Raw genomic sequence first — 17,909 nt, forward strand, 5'->3', positions numbered from 1 at the left:
TCAATAGGGGAGTAATGAATCTATTGATTATCAATGAAGAATAGACTTCTCCTTCGTGAAATGACAAGAAACCATTGAAATAATGAACATTGAATTAGAAATACAAAATATGAATCAGAAAAAACTCTTCGTCACAGGAATCGGGACTGAAGTCGGGAAAACGGTTTGTTCGGCGGTTTTAACCAAATATTTTGAGGCAGAGTATTGGAAACCGGTTCAGTCCGGAGATCTGGATTACTCTGATACGATGAAAATTAAAGACTGGGTAGGAAAGCATACGGTTTGCCATCCGGAAAGATATCGTTTTAAATTGGCCGCATCACCGCATCAATCAGCAAAGGAAGAAGGAATTCTGATTGATCTGAATGAATTTAAACTTCCTGAAACGCAGAATCATTTAATCATAGAAGGAGCGGGAGGATTGATGGTTCCGCTGAATGATAAAGAATTTATTATTGATTTAATTGAAAAGCTGAACATTCCCGTCGCTTTGGTTGTGAAGAATTATTTAGGCTGCATTAATCATACATTGTTGTCTGTTTTAGTTTTAAACCAAAAGAAAATTAAACTGAACTATTTAATTCTCAACGGAAATTTTCCACCGGATACGGAAAGGGTTATTTGTGAAAATATTCCACAGGAAACTGAAATTCTAAGAATTCCTGACCTTGAAAGTATAACAGAAGAAAGTATAAAAAATATTGCAAAACAATTAGAAAAAATAGAATCATGAATAAAAATCAACTAAGAAACGACTGGACGAAGGAAGAAATAGAAGAAATTTATAATCTTCCGCTTCTGGAACTTGTTTACAAAGCTGCAACAGTTCATCGTGAGTGGCATAATCCTGAAGAAGTTCAGATGTCGACCCTGCTTTCAATTAAAACAGGAGGTTGTCCGGAAGACTGTTCGTATTGCGGACAGGCAGCACGTTATCATACGAATATTAAAGTTCAGGCTTTACTGCCGACAGAAACGGTCATTGAACACGCGAAAAAAGCAAAAGAAGGCGGCTCATCGCGTTTCTGTATGGCTGCAGCGTGGAGAGAAGTGCGTGACAACCGTGATTTCGACCGTGTTATTGATATGGTAAAAGGGGTAAATGAACTTGGATTGGAAGTGTGCTGTACGTTGGGAATGTTAACGGAAGATCAGGCAAAACGCCTTCAGGAAGCAGGTTTGTATGCATACAATCACAATCTGGATACTTCTGAGGAATATTACGACGAAATTATTTCCACAAGAACGTTCGATAACAGAATCAATACGATTAATAATGTAAGAAAAGCCGGAATTACGGTTTGTTCGGGAGGAATCATCGGATTGGGAGAAACGCCAAAAGACAGGATTTCGATGCTTTTAACATTGGCAACAATGCCGAAACATCCGGAATCTGTCCCGATCAATGCATTGGCAAGAGTAGAAGGAACGCCGCTTCAGGATAATGAAAAAACAAATACCTGGGAAATGGTAAGAATGATCGCCACGGCAAGAATTGTAATGCCTTCATCAATGGTTCGTCTAAGCGCAGGAAGAATAGAAATGACTGAATTTGAGCAGGGATGGTGTTTCATGGCGGGAGCCAACTCGATCTTTACAGGGGAAAGAGAAACGCTTCTGGTAACACCAAATCCGGGTGTTTCTGAGGATATGCAGATGCTGCAGACTTTGGGATTAAAGCCGATGATGAAGGAGAAAACGATGTGTTAAAAAGTGAATGATAAAAAGTGAATGATAAAAAGTGAATGGTGAATGGTCAATAGTCAATTTTTTGGAGTGTGAATAATAACAATTCACGATTGACAATCCAGCATTGAATTCTATTCATAGTTTTAAGTACTTATCTATCAATGAAAAAATGATTAAACGCAAAGAAAATGTTTTGTTTTTATCATAAGTAAAGCAAAGAAATTTCCGTCAGAGACGGATGATGAAGCGTTCGCTTAATGGCAGATGAAATCTGCTTTACTTTGCTTAGCTTAAATATTAACATGGAAATAAAGTCTTTGCGTTTACAATTTACGATTGACAATTCAGTATTGAATTCTATTCATACTTTCAGTACTTATCTATTAAAGTAAGAATGATTAAACGCAAAGAAAATGTTTTGTTTTATTAATAAGTATAACAAAGAAATTTCCGTCAGAGATGGATGATGAAGCGTTCGCTTAATGACAGATGAAATCTGCTTGACTTTGCTTAGCTTAAAATATTAATTTAGAAATAAAATCTTTGCGTTTACAATTGACGATTGATAATTCACAATTCAGCATTGAATTCTATTCATACTTTTAGTACTTATCTATTAAAGTAAAGAATGATTAAACGCAAAGGAAATGTTTTGTTTTAATAATGAGTAAAGCAAAGAAATTTCCGTCAGAGACGGATGATGAAGCGTTCGCTTAATGGCAGATAAAATCTGCTTTACTTTGCTTAGCTTAAATAGTAATTTAGGAATAGAGTCTTTGCGTTTACAATTGACGATTGATAATTCACCATCGATAAAATTAAACATTACGAACAATTATTTATGAATTTACAAGAGCGCGACAGAGCCGTTAACTGGCATCCTTACACACAGATGAAAACGGCAGAAGATGCAATCCCGATTGTAAAAGGAAGCGGAATTTATCTTTATGATGAAGACGGAAAAAAATACATCGATGCAGTGGCTTCGTGGTGGGTTACGCTTCACGGCCATGCGAATCCGTACATTGCACAAAGAGTTTCTGAACAGTTGAATACGCTGGAACAGGTTATTTTTGCGGGATTTACGCACGAACCAGCCATTCAGCTTTCGGAAAATTTATTAAAGTTGCTGCCTGAAAATCAGGAGAAGGTTTTTTATTCGGATAACGGTTCTACTGCGGTGGAAGTGGCGCTGAAAATGTGTATTCAGTTCTGGCATAATCAGGGAAAAGAAAAGACGAAAATTCTGGCTTTTAAAGAAGCTTATCATGGTGATACTTTCGGAGCGATGTCGGTAAGCGGAAGAAGTGTCTGGACCAAACCTTTCGGGGAAATGCTTTTTGAAGTGATCTTTATTGATCCGCCGACTTCCGGGAATATTGAAGATTTAAAAATTATTATAAAAAATCATTCTGAAGAAATTGCTTGTTTTATTTACGAACCGCTGATTCAGGGAGCCGCGGGAATGTTGATGCACAAAGCCGAAGATTTATCAGAACTGATGAAATTTTGCAGAGAAAACAGAATTTTAATGATTCAGGATGAAGTTTTTACAGGTTTCGGAAGAACCGGAAAGCTGTTTGCCGCAAATTATCTTTCGGAAAAACCTGATATCATGTGTTTTTCAAAGGGATTAACAGGCGGAACAATGCCGATGGGAATTACGACTTCTTCACAACAGATTTTCGACGCGTTTTTGTCTGATGATAAATATAAGACGTTATTTCACGGTCATTCGTTCACTGCAAATCCTTTAGCCTGTACAGCGGCTTTGGCAAGTATGGAATTGCTTTTAAAAGAAGAAACGCTGGAAAAAATCAATCTAATCAGTCAGAAACATTTCAATTTTACTCAGGTTTTAAAAAATCATCCGAAAGTTGAAAATGTGAGACAGACCGGAACGATTATCGCCTGGGAAATTAAAAATGATGAAAAAACGTCCTATTTTAACGAAATCGGGAAGGTTTTATATCGTGAATTTTTAAAAAGAGGAATCATCATGCGTCCTTTGGGAAATGTGATGTATCTCGTTCCGCCTTACTGCATTACGCCTGAAGAACTGGATTTTGTGTATCGGAATATTCTTGAAGTTTTGGATGGCTTCAATAATTAATTGATTTTAAACTCTTTGATGTTCGTTTCCCCATTGGTGAAGTTCATCGAGGATAGGACCGAGCTTTCTGGCTCTTTCCGTTAATTTATAATATACTTCCGGAGGAAAATTATAGACTTCAACCCGTTGAATGATATGATCTTCCTCCATTTGTTTGAGCTGTTCTGCCAGAACTTTTTTAGAAACTTTAGGCATTTTTCGCCATAATTCCACAAAACGGACTTCTTTTTCCTCAAAAAGATTCGATAAAATAAGCGGTTTCCACTTTCCGGAGATCATGTCTAATGTTTTTCTCAGTCCGCAGTTTTTAAATTCTTCAAATGTCATACGTTACAAAATTGTATATAGTGCACCTTTTGGTAACCATCGATTATTTAATTTCATTTAAATAATAGCTTTGCAGATACAAAATTAAAGAAAATGAAATTACAATTATGGCGAAATGCAACGCTGCTTTTAAATATTGATGGACTGAACATCTTAATTGATCCGATGTTAGGTGAAAAAGGTTCTTTGGGACAATTTCCGATGGTAGACAATGAATTATTGAATCCATTAATTGATTTACCTTTCACTGAAGAAGAACTGCAGGAAAAATTAAAAACAATTGATGCGGTAGCTGTTACACACCTTCATCCCGATCATTGGGACCCGAAAGCGATTGAACTTTTAGATAAAAATGTATCCATTATTTGTCCTGAAATCATTTCCGAACAGATTTCCGAGGCTGGATTTAAAAATGTGATTGCTTTTAACGATACAATACAGTTTAAAAATATTGAAATTTCTTTAACGGACGGGCATCATGGAACAGGGGAAATTGAAGAACAAATGGGCGTAGTTCATGGGTTTGTCTTTAAAAATGCTGAACAGTCGGTTTATATTGTGGGCGACAGTATCTGGTGTGAAGAAGTGGAACAGGCAATTAAAAAACATCAGTCGGAACACATTGTTGTTGCAGGAGGAGCCGCAACTTTTGTCGTGGGAGATCCGATTGTGATGACGAGTAATGATATTTTAAAAGTCTGTGAAACCTCACCAAATTCAAAAATCTGGGTAACACATCTTGAAAGTGTAAGTCATGCAAAAGAAGACAGAAAATTCATTAAAGAAAAAATTCAGGAGAATGGTTTGGAAGAAAGATGTTTTGTGCTGAATGACGGTGAAGAAGCTGAATTAGGTGCTTAAATTTCTTGTTTTAAGATTTGAGATTAAATCTTAATTTAGCCGGATCAAATTATAAAAGATGCATTTAGAAACAGAAAGATTACTGATTCGGGATACAACTTTGGACGATAAACAGGCAGTTTTTAATTATCGTTCTGATGCGGAAGCCAATAAATTTCAGAGCTGGATTCCGGAAACATTGGAAGATGTTGAACAGTTTATTGAAAGAAATAACAAAGAATTCAATCAGCCGGAAAGCTGGTATCAGGTTTTAATTACGGAAAAAGATACAAAAGTTGTGATCGGCGATATCGGAATTCATTTCTTTGGTGCAGAAAATTTGCAGGTGGAATTAGGAATTACTTTAAATAAAGACTTTCAGGGAAGAGGATATGCTTCTGAAGCGTTAAAAGGAGTGATTAATTTTCTTTTCAGTGATCTGAAAAAACACAGAATCATGGCTTCTGTAGATCCGGAAAACATTGATTCTCTTAAACTGATGGAACGCATTGGTTTTAGAAAAGAAGGTCATTTTGTGAAAAGTTTATTCTGGAAAAACAACTGGACAGATGATGTAATCTACGCTTTGCTCCGCGAAGAATGGATTAAAAAATAATAGAAAAACCGTTTCAACAGAGGCGGTTTTTGTTTTAAGTACAGACTTTCATGATGCGTTTTTCTTTTGCTTGGCGTATTTTTTGAACCTTGCAAAAATAAATTTTATATGTTATCCATATTTCTTTTAGAATTAGACTGGAAAGAACTTCTGATGGGGCACGAAGAGTGGTCTTTTATTCTGGAAATTATTCTCCGCACCGCCATTATGTTCATCACGATCATTATCGGATTAAGAGTTTTGGGAAAAAGGGGAGTGAAGCAGCTTTCAATTTTCGAACTTGTGGTGATTATCGGACTGGGTTCTGCGGCAGGAGATCCGATGTTTAATAAAGATGTCGGAATTGTTTCATCATTCATTGTTTTTGCCGTAATTATTCTTCTGTACACCATTGTAACCTATTTTATCGCAAAAAATAAAAAACTCGAACAGCTTATTGAAGGAAAATCCATCTGCCTGATCGAAAACGGTGAATTTTCCATTGAAAATTTTAAGAAAGAAAATCTGGGGAGTGATGAATTTTTTGCCGAATTAAGGTTAAAAGGAATTTCCCAACTTGGGCAGATTGAAAGTGCCATTGAAGAAATTTCCGGAGAAATCAGTGTATTTTATTTCGATGATGAAAGGGTAAAGTACGGACTTCCGATTATGCCGGATTCTCTGGATCATCCTTTGAAAACGATTGTTCATCCGGGATTTTATTCCTGCACGTTTTGCGGACATACGGAAGAAAAACACAAAGGTATGGCTGGAAACTGCAATAAATGTAAAAAAGATGAATGGATAGCTTCGAGCAATAAAAAACGCGTTACCTGATAAAAACAAAAAAGACTCCTTAGAAAGGAGCCTAAAAAAACACAAATGATGAAAAAAAATTATTTCGATTCACAAATATAATTAAAAAATGATTTTCAAACCTAATATTTTCAGAAAAAAAATAACATATTTTTTTCATGATGTCAATAGATAAAACTAATTGGTTTAAAATCATCTTTTTTATTTCTTTACAGGCTTTTTCTTCTTAAATGAAACAGGTGTATTTCCTGAAAGTCTCTTGAAAAAATTACTGAAATACGACACGTCTTCAAACCCCAGTTCATAGGTAATTTCCTTTACAGATTTATCGGTAAACAGCAGTAATCTCTTTGCTTCGAGAAAAATTCTCTGCTGTATAACAGAAGATGGACTCTGGCTGTTATACAGTCTGAATAAATTGGATAAGGTTTTTGGCGATTTATAAAGCTGATCGGCATAAAATTTTACAGTATGCTGAGTTTTGTAGTTTTTTTCCACCAAAAGATTAAAACTTCTGATAATATCCAGCTTTACTTCGGGAAAATCATCTTTTAAAAACTGCTTTTTTCCAAGCCTTGTAATAATAATGATGAGTCTTTTGATGAGCATCCGGATCATATCCTCCTGAATTCCGTCGATTTCCTGAAACTCCTCAATAAAAATGCTTTGTAAAAATGATAATTTTTCATGATCTTTTTCATCAACAGCAATAAACATGATGTCGGCTGAACCGTAAAACAGAAATCCGACACAGCTCACTTCTTCATCGTGCGTTTCAATACAGTAAAAATCTCTGTTAAACTGCCATGCAACGATTCGGGAGGAATCTTCAAACTGAAAAGACTGATTGACCATAAGACAAAGAACGGTTCCCGATCTAAAAATATATTCAATCCCGTCAATGATTACTTTTTGGTCTTCGCCTTTGTTCCAGGCAATGGTAAGCAGCTTTTTCTCGCGGTCTTTCCCGTAAAAATCCCGGTCGAAAAGTTCGGGATGTACAAAAAGCCGACATTCGGAGCCGGTCTGTTTATTATTTAAAGAATAAATCATTAAGTCTGTTTGAACTTCTTATTTAACCGCAAAAGTAGCAAAAGATAAACTAAACTTTTATTTAAAGTTGGTGATTATAAATGAAAAGCTTACAATAGTTTTTAAAAATCTTTGATTTTTATTCTTTTGAGCACCTGGATTATTCTGGAAATTTCCTTTATCAAGCTTGTTTAAACTTTTTTACCGCAAAAGAAGCAAAAAATTTAAACACTTTAGTTTCTTAAGTTTAGTTTAATAGTTAAATGGAAAAAAAAGTGCACCTAAGTTTTAAAAAATCAAAGATTTTTTCTCTTTGCTGACTTTTGAAATACTTTAAATCCACTAAAGTCTTTTGTCTCTCTTGCGGTTAAATTTAAAATTAGTTTAAACATTAAAATTTCATTTTAATTCAGAAAAACTTTTAAAAAAGTCAGAAAGGGAAAAAATCTAAATCTTTCGGGAAATTCTGCTATGGAATTGCCTTTCCTGAAACCGCAACTTTGCAGTGTAAAATTAATTAAACAAATTAAAAACAATGAAAAATTTTGAAGTTCCTCAAAAAGAACAAGTATCAGCAGCAAATCAGGCAATTTTTGAAAATTTAGAAAAAGGAATTGGCTTTGTACCCAATTTGTATGCAACTTTTGCCCATTCGGAAAATGCCCTTTCAACGTATATTGCATTACAAAGCTCTAAAACTTCCTTAAAAGCGAAGGAGAAAGAAGTGGTAAATCTTGTGGTAAGCCAGTTCAATAACTGTTTATATTGTTTAAGTGCTCATACAGCCATCGCTAAAATGAACGGTTTCACAGATGAACAGATTATTGAGATAAGAAAAGCAGATGTTTTATTTGACTCGAAATTGGATGCATTGGCGAAGGTAGTACAATCTGTTGTTCAAAATAAAGGAGCGATTTCTGATGAAATAAAAGAAAACTTTTTTAAAGAAGGGTATACAAAGGGAAGTCTCGTAGATGTAATTGTTTTAACAGGCGATAAAATAATAACCAATTATCTTTTTGCAGCCACTGAAGTTCCCATCGACTGGCCTTTGGCAAAAGCAATTTAATTCACATTATTTTTTTTAAAACTGTTCCTTATTGCGAACAGTTTTTTTTGTATAATGACGTAAAATAATTTCAGATAAATTCATTTAAGTTCAAAATTTTTAATAAATCATTAAATTTTATTTTTAATTTTAAACTAAAATATAAACCTATGAAAAGAAAATTACTTCCGTTTATCGTTTTGCTAGGGATTCATTTATCTGCTCAGGAAAAAAGCGAAGCTGCTGTTTCTGATACTGCAAAAGTATGGAGCATTCAGGGGCAGAATACCTTAATGCTGAATCAGGCGGCTTTTTCCAACTGGGTTGGAGGAGGAGCCAATAATGTAGGGTGGCTTGCCGGACTGAACTATAATCTTACGTACGAAAAAGGAAAAGACCTGTGGGAAAATATTATTATTCTAGGATACGGACAAAATAATACAAAAGGAGTCGGCACAAGAAAAACTCAGGATGTCATTAATCTTTCGACCAATTACGGAAGAGAATTTGCAAAAAACTGGTATATTTCTGCAGGAGCCAGTTTACAAACACAGTTTGCACCGGGTTATGCAGACGGAAATAATCCTGATGCAGCGAAAATTTCAAATTTCATGGCTCCGGGTTATCTTAATATGGGAGCCGGAGTTACTTACAGACCCAATGATAATTTTACGGCAACAATACGTCCTGCGAATGCAAGATGGACTTTTGTACTGGATAAAGATCTTCAGTATAAGGGAATTTATGGGCTGAAAAATGACGGCGATTCATCTTTATTTCAATTCGGTTTTTTGGGAACAGCTATGTACAAGCTGAAGATCATGGATAATATCACCCTGATTAATACAGGTTCCGTTTTTTCCAATTATCTGGATCATCCGGAAAGACTCGTGCTTGCCTACAGCGGAATTTTAAATATGAAAATTAATAAGTTCATTTCTACCAACGTTACTCTGGACTTATTGTATGATCATAACCAGATTGCCAAAACACAGCTAAAACAGACTTTAGGGGTTGGTTTCGCCTATAATGTTGATAATGGCAGAAAACGTTCTGACAATAAAGAAAATCAGACATGGATGAAAAAATAATTAACAGTTTTTTTTAATATTTTTAAAATCCCTTTCCGAACATTTCGGAAAGGGATTAAACAGCTAAAAATTTAAGGTAAAAACTCCTCAGACAATGAATAATGATGCAATTGCCTGGGCATCACTTCCACTTAAAATTTCGTCGTAGGCAGCAGAACCTGCAGCAGCTCCAAAAGCTGTAGCAGTATTAAAGCCAGCCTGATTTGTATTGCCTTCTCCTGCATAAACAGGGTTGGTTGCAGAAGGCATATTTCCTCCGTCTGCCAATTCTATCCATCCTTTATTCGCTCTCATTCTTCTCACCTGTGAAGCGTGTCTCGCTTCTACCGAGTGAATCTGTAATGCAGCCTGAAGAACAGTCTTGTTAGACATTACGTTTCCAGCCTGTCCTTTATACGCTCTTACTCCTGTATCTTCAAAAGCCTGCGCTAAAACCAAGAACTGATTGTAATCTGTAAAAGGTGAAAAACTTCCGTTCGCCGTAAAATCGAAGGTTGGTTTAGCTCCCGGAGTTACTCCTAAAGAAGTTAAAGTATTTTTCAGAAAGGTTACGTGTGCAGATTCATGTTTAGCGATCTGCATAAATACTACACGGTCTGCACTCGGAATTAGAGACGAAGCCGCCAATCCTAATGCATAATATTCATTTTCAAGATATTCTAAAACCAAAGCTAATTGTAATGCATCCGTTAAAGCACTTTTAAAGAATGTTGCATTTTTGGTAGTATCTGTGGTTTCAGCTTTTGCAGGAGTTGTCATTAAAGCTCCCAATCCGAAAGGTACCGCAGCAATAGCCGCTTTTTTCCCGAAAGATGAAATATTGGTAAGTGTTTCTAATCTTGATGTTTCTGTAGTGAAGAATTTATCATCAGAAAGTTTATCTAGTAATTTAAGAATATTCATAATGTAATTTTTTGAAGTGAATAATTAACCGATTCCCTGTTCTTTCCAAGTGAAAGGTGTTTTGAAAAATCCTCCTGCTGCAGATACAACTTCTTTTGGTTCTTTGGCAAGATCCAGTCCGTTAGCATCAATCACATCATCACCGGAGAAAGCCGCAGTTCCGGGGTTGATAAGGTTTCTGATCGCTGAAGCGTGTCTTGCTTCTACGGAAACAATTTTACCTGCAATTACAAGATAATCTGCATTGGTAATGTATTTTCCAGCTCCGTTATACGCTGCAACTCCCGTATCTTCCAATGCTTTTGCAGTAGCAAGCACAGAGTTTCTGTCGTTAAAATTTACATTTGGATATTGAAATTCCAGAGTAGGCAAGACGTTGGATGTTGCTCCGCTGATCGCTGCCTTAAAGAAGTCTCTGTGGATTACTTCATGATGATAAAGATCTGTAAAAAGTTGTTTTTCGGCATTTGATATTCCAGAATAGAAATTATTAACAACCTTAGTATAGAAGTCTGCTTCCAACTGTTCAAGTGCATAAGCGTAATTTAATACACCCACATCACCTTTTCCAAGGTCGAAAACGTTATTTTCAACCATATCGAAATTATCGTCATCACAACCGATCATGGTAAGGCCTGCAAGAGCAAGACCTACACCGCTCAGTTTCAAAAAATTTCTTCTGCCTGTATCCAGAGTCGCTCCCTGGTTAGACACATTAATAGTTTTTTTCATAATATTATTTTTTAGTGTAGAGATTTATTGTTAATGTGTTTTTAGATAAGTTTGAAAGAAAACAGCATAAATATTATGCTGTTTCTCACACTTAAAAATTATTATGGCATTAATACCGTATCGATAACATGAATTACACCGTTGGATTGATTAACGTCTGCAATGGTTACTTTTGCATCGTTCCCTTTAGCGTCTCTTACATAAAGATTTTTACCTTTTGCCCAGAAAGTAAGTTCTTCACCTTCTACTGTTTTCATCATTGCTTTACCGTTTCCTGCTTTTACAGCTGCCCAAACCTGTTTAGAGCTGTATTTTCCAGGTAGAACGTGGTAAGTAAGGATTTTTGTAAGCATTTCTTTGTTTTCAGGCTTTACAAGATTTGCTACTGTTCCTTTTGGAAGTTTTGCAAAAGCTGCATCTGTAGGCGCAAATACTGTGAAAGGTCCTGCTCCCTGTAAAGTTTCTACAAGACCTGCAGCTTTTACGGCAGCCACCAATGTTTTGTGGTCTTTAGAATTTACTGCATTCTCGATAATGTTTTTTGAAGGATACATCGGCGCTCCGCCAACCATTACTGTTTTTTCCTTCATTGTCTGTGCTGTTGCGTTTCCACTGAAAGCGAATGATAAAGCCACCATTCCTAAAACTGCGATTTTTGATCTTGTATTCATTTCTTTTGATTTTTAATGATAAATTATTTGATTTGTCTGTTCTTAAAATCATTTACGAACTCGGTTTTATTTTGGATTTAAAAAATTGAATAAAAATCACAATCGATTGAAAAACAGTGTATTAAATTTTGTTTTTATTTTAATATAGTGGAATATTATTCATAATCTGTTAACATATACCTACATTTAATAAGGATTTAAAAGAATTTTTAAAATTTGGTTATGATTAATATTATTGTTATTTTTGGTGGGTAAAAAATTTACTATTAAAACAAAATATTCTGAAGAGCAGCTAATCGTTTTATTAAAAGAAAAAAACGAAACCGGTTTTCATCATCTGTATGATCACTATTCAGGTGCGTTGTACGGAGTAATTCTTCGAATTGTTCAGTCTAAGGAATATACAGAAGAGATCATTCAGGACGTTTTTGTTAAAATATGGAATTCTATCCACCAATATGATGCTTCGAAGGGCAGGTTTTATACCTGGATGATTAATATAGCAAGAAATACAGCGATCGATTATTTAAAATCCAAAGGTTTTCAGAATGAACTGAAAAACCAATCGCTTCCGGATTTCGTATATAATTCTGCAGAGCTTTCAACAACCAACAACTCTTCCGATTACATCGGTTTTGCCAGTGTGCTTGAAAGTCTGGAAACTGACAAAAAGGAACTTATCGATCTCGCGTATTATCAGGGATATACACAAAATGAAATATCCGAAAAACTGAAGATACCGCTGGGAACGGTTAAAACTAAAATGAGGAATGCACTTATGAAATTAAAAGATTTGCTAAAAGATTATCAATAAATTGAACACTAAAGAATACATATCATCCGGAATCATAGAATCTTATATTCTAGGTCTTGCTTCTCCTGAGGAGGCGGGTATTTTGGAGTGTGTGATGAAAAACAATGCAGAAGTAAAAACTGCTTTTGAAGAAGCACAGAAAACACTGGAAGATCTTGCAACGGCACAGGCAGTCGCACCTCCGGCAGATTTAAAATCAAAGATTTGGAACAGAATTCAGCAGGAACAGACTGTTGAAGAAGAAGAAAAGCCTGTATTTTCTGCGGATATTCCTGCAGCAAAACCACAGGAAGAGATAAGAATTCAGGGAAATAATAACTGGAAAGTATATACCGTTGCAGCATCGGTTCTGCTTCTGGTAAGCGTTGGCGGAAATATTTTCTGGATGAACAGCCAGAAAGAGACAAAAGCAGCCATTGCAAAAATGGAGACTGAGAAAAATGCTCAGAATCTTGCAATGCAGAGAATGAATCAGAAAATGGAAATGATTTCCAATCCTGATATGAAAATGGTAAAACTGAAAGGTGTAGAAAAACACACCGATTCCAAAGCAATGGTTTTCTGGGATACCAAGACCAAAGATGTTTATCTCGATGCCGAAAGTTTACCAAAAGCTCCGGAAGGAATGCAGTATCAGCTTTGGGCAATTGCAGACGGAAAACCTGTGGATGCAGGTATGTACACTGAAGAAAAAGACAGTAAGATTGCTCTTGCCAACATCACCAATGCTCAGGCTTTTGCCATTACACTGGAAAAAAAGGGCGGAAGTCCGGTTCCTACAATGGAAAATATGTATGTGATGGGAGGAGTTTAATTCAATAAAAATTAAAATATAAAGACCGACGGAAATGTCGGTCTTTTTTGTTGATGATGAAAATATTTTTAAAAAATCCTATTCGGAATATTCTTTTAAAAGCTGTCGGTAGCTCATTAATATCGTTGATTTAGATATAAATCCTATAAATTGATTATTATCGTCTACAACTGGCAAATTCCAGACACCCGTATCATCAAAGGTCTGAAGGATCTCAAGAGGCTGATCTTCCGGACGGATAATTGCAGGAGGTGCTTTCATGATCTGAATAATTGTGGCAGAAACTTCATCATTGCTAAATAAGTAAGGTCTGATATCATCCAGTGTTAAAATTCCTCTTAAAACCTGGTCTTCATTTATTACCGCAAAAATATTTTTATTTCCGCTTTTTACCAATTCAAATAATTCAGTAACAGGAGCATTCTCGTTAATAGTCTGAGAATATCTGTCGATAAATTCTTCTGTTTTTAAAGAGAAAAGAATGTTTTTATCATGCTTATTCGTGAAAATTTTCCCCTGATCTGCCAAAGATTTCAGTTCCGGAGAAATAGGAGAGAACCATTTAGCAATCAGATAAGAAATAATGGAAACAATCATCAGCGGAATAAAAAGATCATATCCAAAACTGGATTCTGCAATCAGGAAAATAGCCGTAAGAGGAGCATACATTACGCCGCTCATGGCTCCCGCCATTCCTACCAGAACAAGATTCGTAACAGGAACTTCTGTAAAGCCAATCTGCTGACAGACAACTGCAAAAAGATAACCTACCGTTCCTCCCGCAAAAAGAGAAGGGGCAAAATTACCGCCGTTTCCGCCACTGAAAATAGTGAAAGAAGTTGCAAAAGCTTTCAGCAATAAAACCAGGATTAAAAAAATGATAATCGTAAAATCTTTGATTTCAAAATATCTGAAAAAACTGTTCTGAATAATATTGTGGGTATTTCCGTTGGTAAAAGCTTTCACCGTATCATAGCCTTCTCCGAATAATGGTGGAAAAAGCACACAAAGCAAAGACAAAACAGCTCCGCCAAACATTGCCTTTCGGAGTCTGGACATTTTCAGCCCTTTGATGAAATGTTCAACTTTTTGGGAAATCACCACAAAATATCTTGCGTATAAACCTGTAACAATTCCCAGAATAAGATAATACGGTACATTTTTATAATTAAAAGCTTCTCTTGTATAAAACCTGAAAAGGACATCTTCCTGAAGCAGAATTCTCGACAGTAAACTTCCGCAAACCGCTGCTACAACCAAAGGAATAAAGTCTGTAAAAACAACTCCCGTTAAAAGAATTTCAAAAGCAAACATAATTCCGGCAATCGGTGCATTAAAAGCGGAAGCGATTCCGGCAGTGGCTCCTGCAGCGAGTAAAAGGGTTCTTTCTTTGTAGCTGAGACGATAGGTCTGCGCAAAATTGGAACCGATGGCTGCTCCGGTTACTGCAATCGGACTTTCAAGACCTGCAGAACCACCAAATCCTACTGTTATAGCGCTCTGTACAATCTGCGAGTACATTTTAACGGAAGAAACAATGCTTGAATTCTGTGCAATTTCATATAAAATCGCACCGATTCCTTTTCTGTCCTGACCTTTAAATATCGTTAAAACGATGCTCGTCGTTAAAACAATTCCCAGAAACGGAAAAATAATATAGAATAGAATCTGGTATTCAAAATGAACTTTTGTGGTAATAAAATGGTGAATGTTATGAACAAGAGTTTTAAGAATTACTCCTGCCAAACCTGCCGAACAGCCAACAATAATTCCGGACAACACCAAAAACTGATTTCTGCTGAGTCTGTTGTTTAGCCAATGTAAAATGAGTTCGTAGCTGCGCGCTTTTTCAAGTCCATACTTCTGAAAGTCTCTTTTGAACTTCAGAAAGCTCAGAAACTTTTTCCTGTTATGAATATTCACTTTTGGGAATTTTAGACCGTAACCGAATTGTTACAGTTCCGTAAAGTTATGAAATAAATCATGAAATTTAAAATTCTGTGTGAAATGCATTTTCCTTTTTAGGTCTTAAAATAAGACGGATGGAAGGATTGTTGGTAATAAACAATCTTAACCAGTTGAAAGCCAGACGCACCCTGCTTCCAAAACTTATCAGCGGAATAATATGAATAAAAAGCCACGTTAACCATGCCATAAATCCTTTGTATGAAAACTTGGGAAGATCTACCACTGCATTAAATTTCGAAATAATTGCCATACTTCCTTTATCATTATATTTGAAAGGAGTGAGTACTTTTTCCTCTTCAATTCTTTTTAAATTTTTGCCTAAATTTCTGGCATGCTGAATCGCAACCTGAGCCAGCTGCGGATGTCCTTTCGGGAAATTTTCATCGGAGAACTGCAATGCAATATCGCCTAATGCGTAGATGTTTTTCATTCCCTGAACTTTATTATAAGCATCTGCTAATATTCTTCTTCCTTTACCTAAACTCTCTGCCGGAATTCCGGGAACTTCACGACCGATAACACCTGAAGTCCAGATTAATGTTTCTGTTTCAATGGTGTTCCCGTCTCCTAAAATTACTTTTCCATCCACATAATCCTTTACGGCTGTATTTAAAATAATTTTTACCCCTAACTTTTTAAGCTGATCGTGGGCAGCTTCCTGAGCCATCTTGCTCATCGGAGAAAGTAAAGTCGGAAGTGCATCAATTAAATAAATGCTGGAAAGGCTGAGTTTAATTTCAGGGTATTCTTTTTCAGCGATATAGCTTCCCATTTCCGCAATCATTCCCGCAAGTTCCACTCCGGTCGGTCCGCCTCCTGCAATCACAATATTCTGAAGTTTCTGTGCTTCTTTGATGTCTTTGTTTCTCGCAGCTTCTTCCAGGGTTAAAAGCATATAATTTCTTAAATAAAGTGCTTCATCTATGGTTTTCATGGGAATAGAACATTTTTTTACATTTTCCATTCCGAAGAAATTAGATTCCGTTCCCAAAGCAAGAACCAGATAATCATAATGCAGATTTCCCGTATCGGTTTCAAGAATATTATTTTCATGATCCACGTTAACAAGACTTCCCATATGGAAATTTACATTTTTATAGTTTGAAAGTAATTTCCTGAATGGATAGCTGATATTCGAAGCCTCAATAAATGATGTCGCAACCTGATAAATCAATGGCGGAAAGAAGTGATAATTGTTTTTATCCACTAAAGTAATTCTGAATCTTTTATCATTAACCAAAGATTTTATAAGATTAATTCCTGCAAAACCTCCTCCTACGATTACGATGTGCTTTTTCATATGTATGTGATTGAAATGGTAACCTATTTTATTCAATAATAAAGCCAAATGCAAGGTTTGTGGTATTTATACATAAAGATTTATGATTAAATTATCAGCACGATGTTTGTATCCTTTAGAACAACCAAATTTTACAACAATATGAAAACAGATGTTTTAAAGGAAAAACACAGGCTCGGATTAGGCGGAGTAGCCATCGGAACAGCTTTTGACAAATTAACAGACGGTGAATCCTACGAAGTTCTTCAAAAAGCATGGGATCTCGGCATACGATATTACGATACTTCACCGTGGTACGGATTAACAAAAAGTGAAAGACGATTCGGAAATTTTCTCCACGGGCAGAACAGGGAAGAGTTTGTATTATCCACGAAAGTCGGGCGTTTATTTGTGGAAGTTCCGGAAGATGAAGTTCCGCCAACGATGTGGAAAGCGCCTTTAAATTATGATTTTGAACACAATTACACAGCAGATGCCATAAAAAGGTCTATTGAAGAAAGTCTTGAAAGAACACGATTGAGCCATATTGATATTGTTTATGTACATGATTTGTCGGAAGATCAGGTGGGAGACCGTTATCCTTATTTTTTAAAACAGGCGAGAGAAGGCGCTTTTAAAGTTTTATCGGAATTGAGAGATCAGGGTGTCATTAAAGCATGGGGAATGGGCGTTAATAAAATTGAGCCGATTCTGGATTGTCTGGATTCCGCAGATCCGGATATTTGTCTTTCTGCAACGCAATATTCTATTCTGGAACATGAAGATGCGGTCGACAGACTGCTTCCAGCGGTAAGGAAAGCAGGAGTGAAGCTGGTTTCCGGCGCAGGTTATAATTCAGGTTTTATCAATGGACGAGATCGTTACAACTATAAGGATGTGATCCCGAAAGGAATGAAAGAAAAACGTGAAAAAATTGATGAAATAGCGAAAAGATACAACACAACCATTACACACGCCGCACTGCAGTTTGTTTTGGCCGCCGATGAGTTTGCCTCTATTATTCCCGGAGCAAGCAAGCCGGAACAGGTGGAAGACAATGTAAAGGCTTTGAATGAAAAGATTCCGGCAGATTTCTGGAAAGAGCTGAAATCCGAAGGACTGATCTATGAAAAAGCTCAGGTTCCTTATTAAATAAACTCCTGCTGCCTCTCGACTG

The 17,909-nt window shown here is 36.1% G+C and carries 18 protein-coding genes; 11 read left to right on the forward strand and 7 right to left on the reverse strand.

The window, feature by feature from the left end; translation table 11 throughout:
• Positions 1-82 precede the first annotated feature (82 nt).
• From bioD to bioA, 3 genes are all read left to right on the forward strand, one after another.
• Positions 83-733 carry a dethiobiotin synthase gene (gene bioD, locus WFH39_RS04205; RefSeq protein WP_336688931.1) on the forward strand — a complete coding sequence of 217 codons (651 nt, stop codon included), beginning with the start codon at positions 83-85 and terminating at the stop codon, positions 731-733.
• Complete coding sequence (bioB, locus tag WFH39_RS04210) at positions 730-1,710, forward strand: biotin synthase BioB (protein WP_235130759.1); 981 nt, start codon at positions 730-732, stop codon at positions 1,708-1,710. Before bioD ends, bioB begins: the two co-directional genes overlap by 4 nt.
• A gap of 820 nt (positions 1,711-2,530) precedes the next feature.
• A complete protein-coding gene (bioA, locus tag WFH39_RS04215; protein ID WP_336688932.1) occupies positions 2,531-3,802 on the forward strand; it encodes an adenosylmethionine--8-amino-7-oxononanoate transaminase in 1,272 nt (423 codons plus the stop codon).
• A gap of 6 nt (positions 3,803-3,808) precedes the next feature.
• Here bioA and WFH39_RS04220 read toward each other — a convergent pair whose 3' ends face one another.
• Positions 3,809-4,129, reverse strand: coding sequence for a winged helix-turn-helix transcriptional regulator (locus WFH39_RS04220; protein WP_336688933.1), 321 nt, complete (start codon positions 4,127-4,129; stop codon positions 3,809-3,811).
• 93 nt (positions 4,130-4,222) lie between these two features.
• Here WFH39_RS04220 and WFH39_RS04225 point away from each other — a divergent pair, with 93 nt between their 5' ends.
• From WFH39_RS04225 to WFH39_RS04235, 3 genes are all read left to right on the forward strand, one after another.
• Complete coding sequence (locus WFH39_RS04225) at positions 4,223-4,990, forward strand: MBL fold metallo-hydrolase (RefSeq protein WP_336688934.1); 768 nt, start codon at positions 4,223-4,225, stop codon at positions 4,988-4,990.
• A 58-nt stretch (positions 4,991-5,048) separates the two neighbouring features.
• On the forward strand, positions 5,049-5,585 hold the full coding sequence (locus tag WFH39_RS04230; protein ID WP_336688935.1) for a GNAT family N-acetyltransferase: 537 nt from the start codon (positions 5,049-5,051) through the stop codon (positions 5,583-5,585).
• A gap of 108 nt (positions 5,586-5,693) precedes the next feature.
• Positions 5,694-6,401: a DUF421 domain-containing protein gene (locus WFH39_RS04235; RefSeq protein WP_336688936.1), complete on the forward strand. Its 708-nt coding sequence runs from the start codon at positions 5,694-5,696 to the stop codon at positions 6,399-6,401.
• A gap of 180 nt (positions 6,402-6,581) precedes the next feature.
• Here the strand turns inward: WFH39_RS04235 and WFH39_RS04240 are convergent, their stop codons facing one another.
• Positions 6,582-7,433: a helix-turn-helix domain-containing protein gene (locus WFH39_RS04240; RefSeq protein ID WP_336688937.1), complete on the reverse strand. Its 852-nt coding sequence runs from the start codon at positions 7,431-7,433 to the stop codon at positions 6,582-6,584.
• A 514-nt stretch (positions 7,434-7,947) separates the two neighbouring features.
• Here WFH39_RS04240 and WFH39_RS04245 point away from each other — a divergent pair.
• Together WFH39_RS04245 and WFH39_RS04250 are read left to right on the forward strand one after the other, a co-directional pair.
• A complete protein-coding gene (locus WFH39_RS04245; RefSeq protein WP_336688938.1) occupies positions 7,948-8,481 on the forward strand; it encodes a carboxymuconolactone decarboxylase family protein in 534 nt (177 codons plus the stop codon).
• A 149-nt stretch (positions 8,482-8,630) separates the two neighbouring features.
• A complete protein-coding gene (locus tag WFH39_RS04250) occupies positions 8,631-9,551 on the forward strand; it encodes a DUF3078 domain-containing protein (protein WP_336688939.1) in 921 nt (306 codons plus the stop codon).
• Between the two features lie 87 nt (positions 9,552-9,638).
• On the opposite strand, the gene WFH39_RS04255 is transcribed toward WFH39_RS04250, so the two are convergent.
• The 3 genes from WFH39_RS04255 to WFH39_RS04265 form a co-directional block, all read right to left on the reverse strand.
• A complete protein-coding gene (locus WFH39_RS04255; RefSeq protein ID WP_076390205.1) occupies positions 9,639-10,454 on the reverse strand; it encodes a ferritin-like domain-containing protein in 816 nt (271 codons plus the stop codon).
• A 24-nt stretch (positions 10,455-10,478) separates the two neighbouring features.
• Positions 10,479-11,186, reverse strand: coding sequence for a ferritin-like domain-containing protein (locus WFH39_RS04260; protein ID WP_076390204.1), 708 nt, complete (start codon positions 11,184-11,186; stop codon positions 10,479-10,481).
• A 101-nt stretch (positions 11,187-11,287) separates the two neighbouring features.
• Positions 11,288-11,857, reverse strand: a complete 570-nt coding sequence (locus WFH39_RS04265) for a fasciclin domain-containing protein (protein ID WP_235130769.1) — start codon at positions 11,855-11,857, stop codon at positions 11,288-11,290.
• A 247-nt stretch (positions 11,858-12,104) separates the two neighbouring features.
• Between WFH39_RS04265 and WFH39_RS04270 the strand changes: the two genes are divergently transcribed.
• Both WFH39_RS04270 and WFH39_RS04275 read left to right on the forward strand, forming a co-directional pair.
• Positions 12,105-12,671: an RNA polymerase sigma factor gene (locus WFH39_RS04270; RefSeq protein ID WP_336689059.1), complete on the forward strand. Its 567-nt coding sequence runs from the start codon at positions 12,105-12,107 to the stop codon at positions 12,669-12,671.
• A gap of 1 nt (position 12,672) precedes the next feature.
• Positions 12,673-13,485, forward strand: a complete 813-nt coding sequence (locus tag WFH39_RS04275) for an anti-sigma factor (protein WP_336688940.1) — start codon at positions 12,673-12,675, stop codon at positions 13,483-13,485.
• A 78-nt stretch (positions 13,486-13,563) separates the two neighbouring features.
• Here WFH39_RS04275 and WFH39_RS04280 read toward each other — a convergent pair whose 3' ends face one another.
• Complete coding sequence (locus WFH39_RS04280) at positions 13,564-15,408, reverse strand: chloride channel protein (protein WP_336688941.1); 1,845 nt, start codon at positions 15,406-15,408, stop codon at positions 13,564-13,566.
• A gap of 67 nt (positions 15,409-15,475) precedes the next feature.
• Positions 15,476-16,753, reverse strand: coding sequence for an NAD(P)/FAD-dependent oxidoreductase (locus tag WFH39_RS04285; RefSeq protein ID WP_336688942.1), 1,278 nt, complete (start codon positions 16,751-16,753; stop codon positions 15,476-15,478).
• Positions 16,754-16,894: 141 nt separating this feature from the next.
• Here WFH39_RS04285 and WFH39_RS04290 point away from each other — a divergent pair, with 141 nt between their 5' ends.
• Complete coding sequence (locus WFH39_RS04290; protein ID WP_336688943.1) at positions 16,895-17,884, forward strand: aldo/keto reductase; 990 nt, start codon at positions 16,895-16,897, stop codon at positions 17,882-17,884.
• Positions 17,885-17,909 lie beyond the last annotated feature (25 nt).

This window comes from Chryseobacterium sp. MMO-72, assembly GCF_037146035.1.
Lineage (GTDB): Bacteria > Bacteroidota > Bacteroidia > Flavobacteriales > Weeksellaceae > Chryseobacterium > Chryseobacterium indicum.

Excerpts from the sequence above, each read along its gene's own strand:
- WFH39_RS04290 (WP_336688943.1), top strand. The coding sequence starts at position 16,895 with ATGAAAACAGATGTTTTAAAGGAAAAACACAGGCTCGGATTAGGCGGA.
- bioA (WP_336688932.1), top strand. The coding sequence starts at position 2,531 with ATGAATTTACAAGAGCGCGACAGAGCCGTTAACTGGCATCCTTACACA.
- WFH39_RS04255 (WP_076390205.1), bottom strand. The coding sequence starts at position 10,454 with ATGAATATTCTTAAATTACTAGATAAACTTTCTGATGATAAATTCTTC.
- WFH39_RS04235 (WP_336688936.1), top strand. The coding sequence starts at position 5,694 with ATGTTATCCATATTTCTTTTAGAATTAGACTGGAAAGAACTTCTGATG.
- WFH39_RS04265 (WP_235130769.1), bottom strand. The coding sequence starts at position 11,857 with ATGAATACAAGATCAAAAATCGCAGTTTTAGGAATGGTGGCTTTATCA.
- WFH39_RS04250 (WP_336688939.1), top strand. The coding sequence starts at position 8,631 with ATGAAAAGAAAATTACTTCCGTTTATCGTTTTGCTAGGGATTCATTTA.
- WFH39_RS04245 (WP_336688938.1), top strand. The coding sequence starts at position 7,948 with ATGAAAAATTTTGAAGTTCCTCAAAAAGAACAAGTATCAGCAGCAAAT.
- WFH39_RS04220 (WP_336688933.1), bottom strand. The coding sequence starts at position 4,129 with ATGACATTTGAAGAATTTAAAAACTGCGGACTGAGAAAAACATTAGAC.
- WFH39_RS04225 (WP_336688934.1), top strand. The coding sequence starts at position 4,223 with ATGAAATTACAATTATGGCGAAATGCAACGCTGCTTTTAAATATTGAT.
- WFH39_RS04260 (WP_076390204.1), bottom strand. The coding sequence starts at position 11,186 with ATGAAAAAAACTATTAATGTGTCTAACCAGGGAGCGACTCTGGATACA.
- bioD (WP_336688931.1), top strand. The coding sequence starts at position 83 with ATGAACATTGAATTAGAAATACAAAATATGAATCAGAAAAAACTCTTC.
- WFH39_RS04285 (WP_336688942.1), bottom strand. The coding sequence starts at position 16,753 with ATGAAAAAGCACATCGTAATCGTAGGAGGAGGTTTTGCAGGAATTAAT.
- WFH39_RS04240 (WP_336688937.1), bottom strand. The coding sequence starts at position 7,433 with ATGATTTATTCTTTAAATAATAAACAGACCGGCTCCGAATGTCGGCTT.
- bioB (WP_235130759.1), top strand. The coding sequence starts at position 730 with ATGAATAAAAATCAACTAAGAAACGACTGGACGAAGGAAGAAATAGAA.
- WFH39_RS04230 (WP_336688935.1), top strand. The coding sequence starts at position 5,049 with ATGCATTTAGAAACAGAAAGATTACTGATTCGGGATACAACTTTGGAC.